11 protein-coding genes are annotated in these 15,174 nt (G+C 31.7%); 6 read left to right on the top strand and 5 right to left on the bottom strand.

Annotated elements, in window-relative coordinates; translation table 11 throughout:
- Positions 1-37: 37 nt before the first annotated feature.
- Positions 38-2,488 (bottom strand): endopeptidase La, encoded by a 2,451-nt coding sequence (lon, locus tag NNL09_RS18635; protein WP_025663581.1) that lies wholly within the window; start codon positions 2,486-2,488, stop codon positions 38-40.
- Between the two features lie 221 nt (positions 2,489-2,709).
- Between lon and NNL09_RS18630 the strand changes: the two genes are divergently transcribed.
- The 5 genes from NNL09_RS18630 to NNL09_RS18610 all read left to right on the top strand — a co-directional run bounded on the left by NNL09_RS18630 (position 2,710) and on the right by NNL09_RS18610 (position 6,555).
- Complete coding sequence (locus NNL09_RS18630; RefSeq protein ID WP_025663580.1) at positions 2,710-3,258, top strand: RNA polymerase sigma factor; 549 nt, start codon at positions 2,710-2,712, stop codon at positions 3,256-3,258.
- Positions 3,255-3,815, top strand: coding sequence for a hypothetical protein (locus NNL09_RS18625; protein ID WP_025663579.1), 561 nt, complete (start codon positions 3,255-3,257; stop codon positions 3,813-3,815). The genes NNL09_RS18630 and NNL09_RS18625 overlap by 4 nt, the downstream gene beginning before the upstream one ends.
- Positions 3,796-4,887: a hypothetical protein gene (locus NNL09_RS18620; protein WP_025663578.1), complete on the top strand. Its 1,092-nt coding sequence runs from the start codon at positions 3,796-3,798 to the stop codon at positions 4,885-4,887. The genes NNL09_RS18625 and NNL09_RS18620 overlap by 20 nt, the downstream gene beginning before the upstream one ends.
- Before the next feature lie 29 nt (positions 4,888-4,916).
- A complete protein-coding gene (locus tag NNL09_RS18615) occupies positions 4,917-5,651 on the top strand; it encodes a head GIN domain-containing protein (protein WP_025663577.1) in 735 nt (244 codons plus the stop codon).
- Positions 5,652-5,817: 166 nt separating this feature from the next.
- The gene (locus tag NNL09_RS18610) at positions 5,818-6,555 is read left to right on the top strand and encodes a tyrosine-protein phosphatase (protein ID WP_196910305.1); all 738 of its coding nucleotides are present in this window, start codon (positions 5,818-5,820) and stop codon (positions 6,553-6,555) included.
- On the opposite strand, the gene NNL09_RS18605 is transcribed toward NNL09_RS18610, so the two are convergent.
- From NNL09_RS18605 to NNL09_RS18590, 4 genes are all read right to left on the bottom strand, one after another.
- Positions 6,552-8,912, bottom strand: a complete 2,361-nt coding sequence (locus NNL09_RS18605) for a polysaccharide biosynthesis tyrosine autokinase (RefSeq protein ID WP_196910306.1) — start codon at positions 8,910-8,912, stop codon at positions 6,552-6,554. The genes NNL09_RS18610 and NNL09_RS18605 overlap by 4 nt on opposite strands.
- A 7-nt stretch (positions 8,913-8,919) precedes the next feature.
- Positions 8,920-9,612, bottom strand: a complete 693-nt coding sequence (locus NNL09_RS18600) for a polysaccharide biosynthesis/export family protein (protein WP_231389118.1) — start codon at positions 9,610-9,612, stop codon at positions 8,920-8,922.
- Between the two features lie 332 nt (positions 9,613-9,944).
- Entirely contained in the window at positions 9,945-11,873 is a 1,929-nt protein-coding gene (locus tag NNL09_RS18595; RefSeq protein ID WP_025663573.1) for a nucleoside-diphosphate sugar epimerase/dehydratase, read from the bottom strand.
- Positions 11,870-13,003, bottom strand: coding sequence for a DegT/DnrJ/EryC1/StrS aminotransferase family protein (locus tag NNL09_RS18590; protein ID WP_196910307.1), 1,134 nt, complete (start codon positions 13,001-13,003; stop codon positions 11,870-11,872). Before NNL09_RS18590 ends, NNL09_RS18595 begins: the two co-directional genes overlap by 4 nt.
- A 680-nt stretch (positions 13,004-13,683) precedes the next feature.
- Here NNL09_RS18590 and NNL09_RS18585 point away from each other — a divergent pair.
- On the top strand, positions 13,684-15,135 hold the full coding sequence (locus tag NNL09_RS18585; RefSeq protein WP_196910308.1) for an MBOAT family protein: 1,452 nt from the start codon (positions 13,684-13,686) through the stop codon (positions 15,133-15,135).
- Positions 15,136-15,174: the final 39 nt, after the last annotated feature.

The raw sequence follows: 15,174 nt of genomic DNA, 5'->3' as shown, positions 1-15,174 counted from the left end.
TGCTGCTTTGTTTTTGTAATCATGTTAAGCTATATTCTTATAATTTCTTTGCATTCTTAACCTTGGTATTGGTAATTGCAAGTTTTAATACATCTTCCATATCTTTAACATAATGAAATTTAAGTCCTTTCAAATATTCTTCTTTAATTTCATTAATATCTCTTCTATTATCTTCACAAAGTAATATTTCTTTTATATGCGCTCTTTTTGCAGCAAGGATCTTTTCTTTAATTCCACCAACAGGTAATACTTTTCCACGTAGTGTAATCTCTCCTGTCATCGCCAGGCTTTTCTTAACTTTACGTTGTGTAAATAAAGAAACCAGAGATGTTAGCATGGTAACTCCTGCACTAGGACCATCTTTTGGTGTAGCTCCTTCTGGCACATGTATGTGTACATTGTAAGTATCAAAAATGTCTGGATTAATACTCAGTTCTGCAGCATTAGCTTTAATATATTCCATGGCAATGGTAGCAGATTCTTTCATCACCTTTCCTAAGTTTCCTGTAATAGTTAGGTTTCCTTTTCCTTTAGACAGAATTGATTCTATAAATAGAATATCTCCACCTACACTTGTCCACGCAAGTCCTGTTACTACACCTGCAACATCATTATTTTCATACTTATCGCGTTCTAACTTTGGTGCTCCAAGAACTTCTACAATATCTTCATTACTAATTTTTACATTATACTCCTCCTCCATTGCTATATTTTTCGCAGCATAACGTACCATTTTAGCAATTTGTTTTTCTAGGCCTCGTACTCCAGATTCTCTTGTATATCCTTCAACTATTTTTTCTAGTTGCTGTTTTCCTATTTTAATATGAGACTTATCCAGCCCGTGCTCTTCTAACTGTTTTGGTAACAAATGTTGCTTAGCGATCTCTATTTTTTCTTCAATTGTATATCCTGTAACATTAATAATCTCCATACGATCTCTAAGAGCAGGTTGTATTGTTCCTAAGCTATTAGAAGTGGCTATAAACATTACTTTAGAGAGATCAAATCCCATTTCAAGGAAATTATCATGAAATTCAGAATTTTGCTCAGGATCTAAAACCTCTAATAAAGCAGAAGATGGATCACCTTGATTACCGACAGATAATTTATCTATTTCGTCTAATACAAATACAGGGTTACTGGTTCCTGCTTTTTTAAGACTTTGGATAATTCTACCTGGCATTGCTCCTATATACGTTTTTCGGTGGCCTCTTATTTCTGCTTCATCACGCAATCCCCCTAATGATATTCTTACATATTCTCTTCCCAGAGCTTCTGCAATAGATTTTCCTAATGAAGTCTTACCTACACCAGGAGGGCCATATAGGCATAATATAGGTGATTTCATATCATTACGCAGTTTTAACACTGCGAGATATTCTATAATTCTGCGCTTTACTTCATCTAAACCATAATGATCTCTATCCAAAATCTTCATAGCTCTTTTTAGATCAAATTTATCTGTACTAAACTCATTCCATGGTAAATCCAGAAATAGATCTAAATAATTACGTTGTATAGAATATTCTGCAACCTGAGGATTCATACGTTGCATTTTGGATAGCTCTTTATCAAAGTGTTTCTTCACTTTTTCGTCCCATTTCTTATCCTTGCTGCGTACACGCATTTCTTCGATTTCATCTTCATGTGAAACACCACCAAGTTCTTCTTGTATGGTTTTCATCTGTTGATGTAAGAAATATTCTCGCTGTTGCTGACTCATGTCATGCTGAACCTTACTTTGAATGACATTTTTGAGTTCCAGTTTCTGAAACTCTACATTCATATATTTTAGAGTAGCTAAAGCTCTTTTCTTAAGATCATTAATCTCTAATAACTTTTGTTTTTCTTCTACAGGAAGGTTTAAATTAGAAGACACAAAATTGATAAGAAAAGAATTACTCTCTATATTCTTTATAGCAAACGAAGCTTCAGAAGGTATTGTTGGGCTTTCTTTTATAATTTCTAGAGCCAAATCTTTGATAGAATCAATTATAGCACTAAACTCTTTATTTTCTTTTGCCGGTCTGGCTTCGGGAACTTCTCTAACCTTAGCTTTAATATAAGGTACTTCTTCTACAACTTCGTCTATATGAAATCGTTTTTTTCCTTGTAATATTACCGTAGTATTACCGTCAGGCATTTTTAAAACTCTTAGAATACGAGCTACTACACCTACTCTATTAATATCTTTTAAAGATGGGTTTTCTATACCCTCTTCTTTCTGAGAAACTACACCAATTGTTTTGTTACCATTATTAGCTTCGTTAAGAAGTTTAATCGATTTATCTCTTCCGGCAGTAATAGGGATAACAACTCCAGGAAATAATACAGTATTTCTTAAAGGTAATATCGGTAATATTTCGGGTAAATCTTCTTTGTCTATTTCTTCTTCATCTTCTGGCGTCATTAAAGGAATTAATTCTGCATCTTCATCTATCCCTTGAAATGACAAACTGTCAAGTGTTGTAAATTTGGTTTTAGCCATAAGTATATATCAAAGTCATTTTGTCATCACGACAAAACAACATTTTTTTTTAGAATTTAATGAAACTGATTAAAAACCTTATAAAACCCATTAATACAGTGGCTTTATTATAGATTCATTATTTACATTTCAATTGTTATGCCACAAGTTTTAAAAAAAAAATTAAAAAACTGTAACAATGCGTTGCAATATATATCTTTATGTTAAAGTAAATTATTTTTTTGTCACTAACCCAACTAAATACAGAGCAATTAATTGCGAAATGTCGCGAGCGAGATCAAAATGCGCAGCTCGAAACATATAATCGTTATTATAAGGCAATGTACAATACAGCATTGAGAATCATAAAGGACACAGCAGAAGCTGAAGATATTATGCAAGAAGCCTTTTTAACTGCTTTTACAAAATTATCAATGCTAGAAGACAATAATATGTTTGGGGCTTGGTTAAAAAGGATTGTAATTAACGCCAGTTTAACCGCAGCACGTAAAAAAGATGTTCATCGTGAAATAGCCCTAGAAACTGTTGAGTATGCTCTTACAGATAGTAACGGAATTGTAGAAGAAGACCTTTCTTCTGTAAAAGTAAAAACAGTGCTAAATACACTAACTCAACTTAAAGACAGCTATAGTACTGCATTATCATTACACCTTATAGAAGGTTATGATTATGAAGAAATCTGTCAAATTATGAATATATCATATTCTAATTGTCGTACGCTTATTTCGCGCGCAAAAGAAAGTTTACGAAAAAAAATACAATTTGTATGAGTACCGATAAAATAGAAAAGTTATTTAAACGTATGCAAGATCAATTAGACATACACGAACCTTCTGCTAATCACCAAATTCGGTTTTTAGAAAAGTTGCAGCAACAAAACAAAGTTGTACAATTGCAGCCTAAAAAGGTGAATTGGTATACCCCACTTGCAATAGCCGCTTCGATTGCTATAGTATTTGGAATGGCAGCAATGACTTTTATGTTTAATCCAAAAGAAGAAGTAGATCTAGCAAATGTATCTCCTCAAATGAAGGAAACTCAAAGCTTTTTTACCTCTGCCATTCAATTGCAACTCGAAGAAATCGACAAAGTTTCTTCTGCAGAAACCAAAGAATTGGTTTTGGATGCTATGAATCAATTAGAAAAGCTGGAATCTGATTATGAAATACTAAAAAAAGACCTTTTTCATAGTGGAAACGATAAACGTGTAATTAGCGCTATGATTAAGAACTTTCAGAAACGTGCAAATTTATTAGAAGAGGTACTACAAAAAATTAACAGCATTAATGAATTTAAATTATCAGAAAATGAAAACTTTATACTATAAAATAATCCTCCTATTGATGATCCCTGCTTTGGCATTAGCCAATAACGGAGACCTGAAAGGAAAATACACCAAAGAAAAAACATTAAAAAAAGATTTCTCGGTTAACGCAGATGCTTTATTAAAAATTAGTAACGATTATGGTAATCTGGATATTACTTCCTGGAATGAAAATCGAATTGTTATGGAGATTACCATTAAAGTAAGTGGAAACAATGAAGAAAAAGTGATCAAAAAACTAGAATCTATCGATGTTGAGTTTGATTCTTCTTCTCAAATGGTTAGTGCCAAAACCACTTTTAATAAAAATAATAGCTCCTGGTGGGATAAATGGACAAGTGGGTGGAACAACAATATGAATATGAAAATCAATTATACCGTAAAAGTTCCTGTGACTAATAGTGTAGATTTTAATAATGATTACGGAAGCATCACTCTGGATAAAATAAAAGGTAATGCTAAAATTAACTGCGATTATGGTCAAATCATTATTGGAGAACTATTAGGCGACAATAATTATATCAACATAGATTACACTAATAACAGTACTATTTCTTACATGAAAAATGGAAAAATAAACGCCGATTATTCTGATTTTGAAGTTGGTAATGGTGATAAGATTGATCTTAATGCAGATTATACACAATCAAAATTTAAATCTATAAAAAACTTAAACTACAACTGCGATTATGGCGGGATTCGAATAGAAAATGGAGGAAAAATAATAGGCTTTTCAGATTATGTAAATACCAAATTTGGAAGTATTTCTGAAGAACTAAGTATTGATTCTGATTATGGATCTATCGAAGTTCGTTCACTACAACCAACCTTTAAAAGCGTAAGAATCAAAACAGATTATACCAGTGTGAATATAGGATATGAGGACGGATGTACTTTTGATTTTGCAATCAAAACTTCGTATGGAGGCATTAAACTAGATGACAATATAAATGTGCAAAAGAAATACGTTAAGGATTCTAAAAAGGATTATCAGGGATATAATGGCCAAGCTAATAGCGGGAAAACAATTAATATAACCTCTAGCTATGGTGGGATCAAATTAAGAAAAAACTAATATATACAAAACATTAATACATCAATACAATGAGAACAGCAGCATTTATTATAGGACTTACATTATGCAGTATAACTTCTTTACAAGCACAATGGTGGGGAAATGGAAAAAAAATTAATGGTAATGGCAATTCTGTTACCAAAAATAGAACGACATCAGACTATGATCAAGTAAAAGTAAAAGGAAGTCTAGATGTATCCTTAATATCAGGTACAGAAGGAAAAATCACAATCAAAGGAGAAAGTAACCTTATTGATTATATAGTAACCGAGATCCAAGGAGATGCTCTTAGAATTTATGTAAAAAAAGGGTATTACCTAAAACCTTCTGTAGGAAAAAAATTAATTATTACCGTTCCTTTTAAAGATCTAACTCAAGTTACATTATCAGGATCAGGAGATGTGTATAGTTCTGATACAATTAAGGCTTCTGATTTTAAAACCGGAGTATCTGGGTCTGGTGATGTTCAACTTGTTGTTGATGCCGAAAATATATGGGGACAAGTATCTGGGTCTGGTGATCTGGCTTTAAAAGGAAGTGCTGGTAGTTTTAACGGAAATGTATCTGGATCTGGTGACCTTTCTGCATATGACTTAAATGCAAAAAATGTAACAGCAACCGTATCTGGCTCTGGTGATATTGAAGTAATGGCCACTACCTACTTAAAGGCTCGTGTATCAGGATCTGGTGATATATTTTATAAAGGAGACCCTCAAAAAGAAGATAAAAAGGTATCTGGGTCAGGAGATATTACAAAAAGATAGCATTAAGATAACTATTAAATACATCAAACTGTTTAAGAATCTCTGTTCTTAAACAGTTTTTTATGTATAATAAATCTATATTTTCACATTTTATTTGTTATAATGCACTAATAATGTTATTATAACAGATATATTATTTTACGTTCACCCCAAAACAAAAATCAAATTGCGGTTCCTATCAAGAAAAGATGTTCCTTTTAAAGAAATTGTACCCGATGGTTACATTGATATTCATTCACATTTACTTCCGGGTATTGATGATGGAGTAAAGACAATTTATCAATCGGGTTATATCTTGGAACAATTTCAAAATTTTGGCTTTAAAAAAGTAATTACTACTCCTCATATAATGCAAGATATATGGCCAAATTCTTCGCAAACTATAACTAGTACTTTTAAAAAGCTTAAAGAAGTTCTTGTTCCTTTGGGAATAACAAAAATCGAATTACAGGCAAGTGCAGAATATATGATGGACGATTTGTTTTATGAACGTATAAAAAGCAATGACATTTTACCATTACACCAAAATTATATCCTGGTCGAAATGTCTACTTTTGCTCCTCCTATTAATCTTAACGAAATCTTATTCGAAATTAAATTAGCAGGATACATTCCTATTTTGGCACATCCAGAACGATATTCTTTTTATCTAAATGACCTAAAAAAATATGATGAGTTAAAAGCATCAGGGTTTCTGTTTCAGGTTAACCTATTATCAATATCTGGATATTATGGTGAGCAAATCAAATCTTTTACAAAAAAACTGATAGATCAGGACTATATTGACTTTACGGGTACAGATGTTCACAATTATCATCAACTAGAGATTCTTGAGAAAGGATTTGATTTTAAAATTGCTAAAAAGATTACTTCATTAATGAAAAACAATATCGAGTTTTCTTAATTCTTTTTCCCGTAACCATATCCATAGTTGTAACCAGTCTTATTACCAGCTGCATTAAGTAAAACTGCAATATTTGGTAAACGTTTTTCTCTATAAAAATTTTCTGGAACCTGTAATACTCTTTTATCAGAGTAATTTTCTCTTACTATATAAATACTTAAATCTGCGTGTTTTGCTATTAAAAGTGTATCGGTTACAAGGCTAACAGGAGCAGTATCTACAATAATATAATCATAGTGTTCTTCTAGATACTTAAACATTACATTTACTCTTTCTTGCATTAAAAGTTCTGCCGGGTTAGGTGGTATTGCTCCAGATGGTACAATATCAAATGCATCTTCTTTTTTATATTTATATATGATATCTTCTGGAGTTAAGTCTTCATTCATTATAAAATTAGTAAGTCCTTTAGAATCTTTCCCATTAGGCAGCTCAAAAAACTTATGCAATTTTGGATCTCTTAAATCTGTACCCAAAAAGGCTACTTTTTTTCCTGAAATGGCCAAAGTTTTAGCCAAATTTGAAGAGATTAAGGTCTTTCCTTCCCCAGAAATAGTAGATGTAACAAAAATAACTTTCCCTTTAGCTTTGTTAATTCCTGCCATTAAGAAGTCTAAATTTGTTCTTAAGATCCTAAATGCTTCCGCTATTCCTGATCTGTCATTTTGCGAAATCATGATTTTATTTTTAGATTTCACTTTTGGTATAGATCCAATAATTGGCATAGAAAGCACTTTTTCCAGATCTTCTCTTGAGCTTACTTTTACATTCAACAAATCTGAAGTATAAATAATAAGAAAAGGCAATATCAAACCAAGAAAGAAAGCTCCTGCATATATTGTTTTCTTATTTGGAGATACTGGATATGAACCTAATGTAGATGCTTTATCGATTACTCTGGCATTAGAAAGCGTAATATGGCTCTTTATCTCTGCTTCTTCTCTTTTTTGAAGTAGATAAAGATATAATTGTTCTTTTATGGTCTGCTCCCTCTCAATAGCTCTAATATCTTTCTGTCGTGTTGGTGCGCTATATATTTGACCTCCAAAATATTGATTCTGGGTATTTAAGCTTCGTAATTGCCCATTGATAGAGTTTTTAAGGCTATTCAAACTTCCTGTTAGAACCTGTCTTAATCCACCAATTTGTTGATCTATATTTACAACAACGGGATTCTTTATACTCGACGTTTTTAATAAACGTTGTCTCTGAAGAATTAATCCATTATATCTTGATATCGTACTAGCAACTGTTGGATCACTAAATCCAGAATTAGATTGTGGTACAAGATCAAACTTACCCTCTTGGCTAAGTACAAACTTTCGCATGGACTCTATAAAGTAAAGCTGCGTATTTAATCGTGCTATTTCTTGAGAGTTTTTTGTATCTAAATCTGAAAATTGCTGCGCTTGAACTGCCACATCACTACTAGTTAATCCTCTACTGGATTGATATGTCGCTGCTTGATCATCTACCTGGGTCAAATCTCCCGAAATAAGTTCTAAACGATCATTTATAAAATCTGCTGTTCTTGCCGAAGCTTGTTTTTTATTCTCTATAGTTGCCTTGTTGTATTCTTCGACAAGGTTATTAATAATATCTTTTGCTTTTTCCTTGACCGGGTCGTTTAACGACAATCTAACAATACCTGAATTTTTAACCGAAATAATGGATAACCTATTTCTATATGACTCGGCAACAAACTTTACTGGCGTCACTACAATTTTGATGATTTTGCCAATACTAGCATTCATAGTATCCATACTTGGGGTAATAATAATATCACCAATACTAGTACTAATAGTATTTCCGAAGGAATGATTACTTACTTTTTGCTTTTTTTCATCTAGAAAAGAGAAAGAGGTATCAGAATCAATTTGCACATGAAAAACTTTTGATTTTTTATGTACAATAGAATCATCTGATAAAAAATTGATTTCAATAAGTGATTTTGGATAATTCTCTACTTCCAGAATTCTTCCTTCACTAAAATATCGAACATTAAGTTTTAAATTATTAACCACATTAGTTAATAGTGTTCTTGATTTTAGAATCTGAATCTCATTTTCAATTTTATTCTGCCCATCATCTAATAAACCAAGATCTTTAAATGCCGATAACTCTGATTCACTCATACTTTCATCCTGAGAGATCACAATACTAGAAGACACATTATATTGAGGAATTGTATACCTTACTTTAAGATATGCTAAACCAACAAAAATAAAGACACTTAATACAAACCAATACCAACGTTTAAGGTATTTTAAAATTTGATCTCTAAGATTAAAACTAAATCCAGAAGACGAATCAAAATTAGTATTCTTTGTAGAGGTATTATTGGTATTAGAAATCATATACTTATTATCTTACAACTAGAGTTACTACAGATATAATTACACCAACAATACTAATAATGACACCAAGGGTATTATTACGTGTTTTGGATTCTTTTATTCTTGAGTTATTTGGCTCAACATAAACAACGTCATTTTGTGCTAGATAATATACAGGGGATTCAAAAATTGATTTAGAAGTAAGATCTACACGATGATATGTATTTACTCCTTCATTTTCTCTAATAACCATTAGGTTTTCTCTTCTTCCTTTAATAGTCATATCTCCTGCTAAACCAAGGGCTTCAATAATAGTAATTCTCTCATTGGGTATTGTATAAGAACCAGGTCTTGACACTTCTCCCATAACGGTAATTTTAAAATTTTTAAGCCGTACACTTACTATAGGATCATTGATATAAATTTTTAATTTTTCTTTAATCATTTCCTTAACCTCGATTCGAGTTAGGCCAGCAATTTTTAGCTCCCCCAAAACAGGGAAATCAATATTTCCTTCTTCGTTTATTAGATACGTAGGTTCACTTGACCCAGCAGAACTTGCTGTATTTCCTCCTCCACCTTCTCCTAGCGATATAGAAGAACCTTGCATCAAATTAAATGGTCTTGCCGCATCCATATCTGCTGCAGAAACCTGTATGCCAACAATATCATCAACTTTAAAAACAGAGGTGAAAGAATTTGTAGAAGAAATCTTCTCCAAATTTGCAGAATTTTGAAAATAAACCACATTTTCAGGTACTTTACAGGAAAAAACTGATATTAATACCACAAATAATAACAAAAATCTACATCGCATATTTTAATACTTTATAAGTAAGCCTTTTAATGAGTTACAAAAATATAACTTTATTTAGTTTAGCAATAAGATTTTGCTTTATCTATACTATTTTCCTTTCATGTGTTCTAAAAGAACACCATAAAACATTTAGGCAAGTTTATTCCCCTAAACAAGCCTATCTCTTCTTACTAAAATATTTTGAAGGTATTTTTTCCCTTACTATATAATACCCTACTTTTTTGTTACATCAAGCTCTATGCAAGAACTTCTCGCTTGCCTTGAATACTTTTTTTATTAATTTTATCAATACTTTCGAACGTAGAATTATTGGAGATAAATTCTGGAACTATCTCTTTTAATTTCCCTACAATTTGATGATCCTGACTTAGTAAATTCATAATACAAAGGTCATCAATTTTATCTTTTACCAATACACAATCATTATCATCAAATCTACTTATCATTATTTTCTTGTGATATGTTGGCAACGTATTTTCTGTATCAGCCAGGAGTTCTTCATACAATTTCTCTCCAGGTCTAAGGCCTGTTATTTTTATATCTATATCTTCTGGATATCTAAGGCCAGATAATCGTATCATTTTCTTTGCGAGGTCAAAAATCTTTACAGATTCTCCCATATCAAAGATAAATATTTCGCCTCCATTACCCATTGTTCCTGCTTCTATAACCAATTGAGAAGCTTCTGGTATAGTCATAAAAAAGCGAGTTACATCTTTATGAGTAACTGTTAACGGTCCTCCTTTTTGAATTTGTTTTTTAAATAATGGAATAACAGATCCATTCGACCCCAGTACATTTCCGAATCTAGTGGTAATAAATTTAGTTTTACTGGTTCCATTAATACATTTTATATACATTTCGGCAACTCTCTTGGTTGCTCCCATTACATTTGTAGGATTCACTGCTTTATCTGTAGATACAAAAACAAACTTATCTACACCAAACTCAGATGACAAATCTGCCAGTTTCCTGGTTCCAAGTACATTAATTTTAATTGCCTCACAAGGATTATTCTCCATAAGAGGTACATGCTTATAAGCAGCTGCATGAAAGACCATATTAGGTCTATATTTTTCAAATATAGTTTCTACTCTTTGATGATCTCTTATATCGGCAACAATTGGCGTAAAATTAGTTACTCCTTTACTTAAAAGTTCTTGTTGTAAATCATATAATGGAGATTCTGCCTGATCAACCAAAACAAGATGTCTATAGTTATAAAATGAAGCTTGTCTTACTATTTCGCTTCCTATTGATCCAGCTGCTCCTGTTATCAAAATCACTTTATCATTAAGTTCTTGTGTGATATTCTGATTATCCATACTAATAGGAGCCCTTTCTAATAAGTCTTCTATTTGAATTTCTTTAATCTGAGAAACTTTTAGTTTACCATCAATCCAATCATTTACTGCAGGGATTATTTTAACGGTAACTTTTAGCTTAAGCAAGTTATCAGAAATTTCTGAAAGCCTTTTCTTACTTATATGCGGAATTGATACAACAATCTCCTTAATATTATTTTTTGTGATAAAGCTTTGATCAATCATTCCCGAAGGATATACCTTAATCCCATTAATGGTTTTTCCAATTTTTTGAGAATTATCATCAATAAAACCAACTACAGACAAAGATCTATTAGAATCATTAGTTACTGCAGCAAGGGTTATTAATCCAGAGTCTCCTGCTCCATAAATCAATATTCTTGAAGTCTCTCCTATTTTTGATTTCACATAGTAATAGCAATATTTAAACACCAAACGACTTGTAGTAAGTGTTATAATGTTTAATAAATAATGCACACAAATTATAGACACAGGGATATTTAGCAATTCTGGCATTAGTGCTAATCTACTGGATGCCATAAAGAATCCCATTAAACAAATTAAGATAGTTACAGCAAGAAACAGGTTATAAGCATCTCTCATTCCTGTATGTCTAACCACTCCTTTATAGGAGCCTATCATTAGAAAACTTAAGGTAGATAACCCCGCTATAATTGGTAATTGGTATATTAAATTAGTAGTATCAAAATTTAAAGTGATTCCAAATCTAATTACATACGCCAAAAAGAAATTAAAGATCGTAATTAACACATCAATTGATAAAACAAGCCATTTAGATGCGTGTTTATGCGAATTATTTATAAGGTAGCTCTTTATCATCTCAATACATTTTTAATTACTGATACAATTCTATATAAATCATCTTCTTCAAGATTAGACCCGCTGGGTAAGCAAAGGCCTCGATCAAATAGGTCATCAGAAATTCCATTGAGGTACGCATCACAATCTGCAAATACAGCTTGTTGATGCATGGGCTTCCATAACGGTCTTGATTCTATGTTTTCTTCTGCTAATGATAACCGTATTCCTTCTCTTAATTTATAAGAACTGGTTTCTATACAAGTTAACCATCTATTAGAATGATATCCCGAAGGCTCTTCTAAAAACTTTATTTCAGATGAATCTTCAAGATTCTTTTTGTAAAATTCATAATTACTACGTCTATTGGCTACATGGGCGTCTAAAACTTCCATCTGCCCTCTTCCTATACCTGCAGTAATATTGCTCATCCTGTAATTATATCCTATTTCAGAATGCTCATAATGAGGTGCATTATCTCTGGCTTGAGTTGCCAAGAAAATGGCCTTATTTTTATATTGTTGTTTTTTTGAAACAAGTGCTCCACCACCAGATGTAGTTATAATCTTATTCCCATTAAATGAAAGGATTGCAATATCACCAAAAGTTCCACAGTTAATTCCTTGATAAGAACTCCCTAAAGCTTCTGCACTATCTTCTAATATTGGGATTTTGTATTCTGAAGCAATCTTATGGATAGCTTCTACATTATATGGCATTCCATATAAATGGACAGCAATAATTGCTTTAGGCTTTTTACCTTTTGAAATTCTATCTTTTATTGCTATTTCTAGTTGATCTGGACATAGATTCCAGGTACTTCTTTCGCTATCTATAAATATAGGTTTAGCACCAAGATATACTATTGGATTGGCCGAAGCAGCAAATGTCATACTTTGGCATAACACTTCATCACCCACTGTAACACCAAGTAGTTTTAACCCGAGGTGCAATGCAGCTGTACCAGAGCTTAATGCTGCGGCATAAACATCTTCTCCAAGATAACTTTCGATATCACTCTCAAATCCATTAACGTTTGGACCCAAAGGTGCTACCCAGTTTGTGTCAAATGCTTCTTTCACAAATTTCTGCTCTGATCCACCCATATGCGGTGAAGAAAGCCATATTTTTTTTGAATCAATTATATTCATAATTTTCCCATTAATAATGAACAATAATTTCCTATTGACATAACAATTACACAACATGTATAATAATTAGTCAAATCTTTTTGATGACAATCTAAAAAACGCTGGAAGAAGGGGGGTAGAACTTCCTTTTTTGAACTTACTCTAAATTTGTTTTCCAAAGCTAAAATAGTCTAGTTAAATCAATTAACAATTCAAAATTTAATTTTTTAGACAGAATACTTAAAAAAAACGTTCAATGACTCACGTTTGCCTAAATATTGTCTTACAATACGGAAATCCCGTAAGAAAAGTATTATAGATACTCCATAAAACTACTTGTAATAAAAAACGAATTTATACCTAAAATCATAATTCACCGCAAAATTATACATAATGCATAACCAAAATTCATTTTTTGTATTACTTTTTTGTAAACTATTTTGGGTATTACAAGTATAGCTTAATAATAAATTAATTTCATGGGGATAACACCTATTTATGAATAGGGGGATTTCCCCCACTTATCATCATTTTTTTTATAACAAAACCTATTATTTGGCATGAAATAAAAAATAATCTCATAAATATTTGATTTATAAAATTAAATACACAAAATTTATGCCCTTCAATAGCAATGAGATATTTTTGCAATATTTCTTTATATACCCCTTCTCCGAATTTTATAATTATATACAGTATAGATGTTATTCAATTCTTTAGATTTTTTTATATTCCTGCCAGTCGTTTTTGTTCTTTACTGGTTTGTGTTCTATAAAAAAATTCAGGTTCAGAATTTATTTATACTTATCGCCAGTTATATCTTTTATGGATTATGGGATTGGAGATTTCTATTTCTTATACTGGCAAGTACAGTTGTTGACTTTTTTATTGGTCAAACTATTCACGCCAATGATTCTACTTCAAAAAGAAAAGCCTGGTTATGGGTAAGTGTAATTTTTAACATCGGTCTTTTAGGCTTCTTTAAATACTACAATTTCTTTATAGGATCCTGGGTAGATTTTCTTTCTGTTTTCGGATACGAACTTAAAAGCACGTGGACATTACAGATTATTTTACCTGTAGGGATATCTTTTTATACGTTTCAGACCATGTCGTATTCATTAGATATTTATTACAAAAGATTAACTCCAACCAAGAATTTTATTGCTTTTGCTACATTTGTTAGCTTTTTCCCTCAATTGGTTGCTGGTCCCATAGAAAGAGCTTCTAATCTCTTATCACAAATCACCACCAAAAGAATTTTTAATTACACACAATGTACAGAAGGTCTAAGACTTATACTTTGGGGATTATTTAAAAAAGTAGTTATTGCAGATTCTATTGCACCAATTGTAGATGACATCTTTCTTAATTATAACGATTATTCTGCTTCTACTTTAATCCTTGGTGTGTCGCTTTTTAGTTTTCAGGTTTATGGAGATTTTAGTGGATATTCTGATATTGCTATAGGAACCGCCAAACTATTTGGAATAGAACTAATGTCTAACTTTAAGTTTCCAACATTTTCTAGAAATGTTGCCGAATATTGGCAGCGATGGCACGTTTCTTTATCTACCTGGTTTAGACATTACGTATACATCCCTCTTGGCGGAAGCAGAGTAAGTAAACTTAAATCGGTTAGAAATATTATTATCATTTTCTTAGTGAGTGGTTTTTGGCATGGTGCAAACTGGACTTTTATCGTATGGGGAGCAATTCATGCTGTTTTATACATTCCTGTTTTTTTAATGGGGCGAAATCGTATTTATATGAATACTGTGGTAGCAGAAAATCGTTGGTTCCCCTCTTTAACAGAAATCTCACAAATTTTACTCACTTTTTTATTAGTCACATTTTCTAGAGTATTCTTTAGATCTGAGTCCATCACAGATGCTTTTGGTTTTTTAGAACAGATATATGTCAATTTTTCTTATGAAACCTATCAACATCCTTTAGGGTATCGTATGATAGATTATTTTATCTTGTTAGGTCTTTTTATTTTATATGAATTTAGAATTAGAAGAGACGAGCGTGCTCCTTTTAAATTTAAGTCTAGAATCGTGAGATTTGTTGCATATACTTTAGTAATTTTAGGAATGTTACTGTTCTTTGATGACAACATAGACAGATCATTTATCTATTTCCAATTCTAATTAAAAATAGGCAATGACAATAAAAAAAGCGTTATGATA

Origin of the sequence: Aquimarina sp. EL_43, assembly GCF_943422735.1 — a bacterium.
Taxonomy (GTDB): Bacteria; Bacteroidota; Bacteroidia; order Flavobacteriales; family Flavobacteriaceae; genus Aquimarina; species Aquimarina megaterium.
Note: the sequence above shows the minus strand (reverse complement) of the source record. Positions and strands in the feature narration are given on the sequence as shown.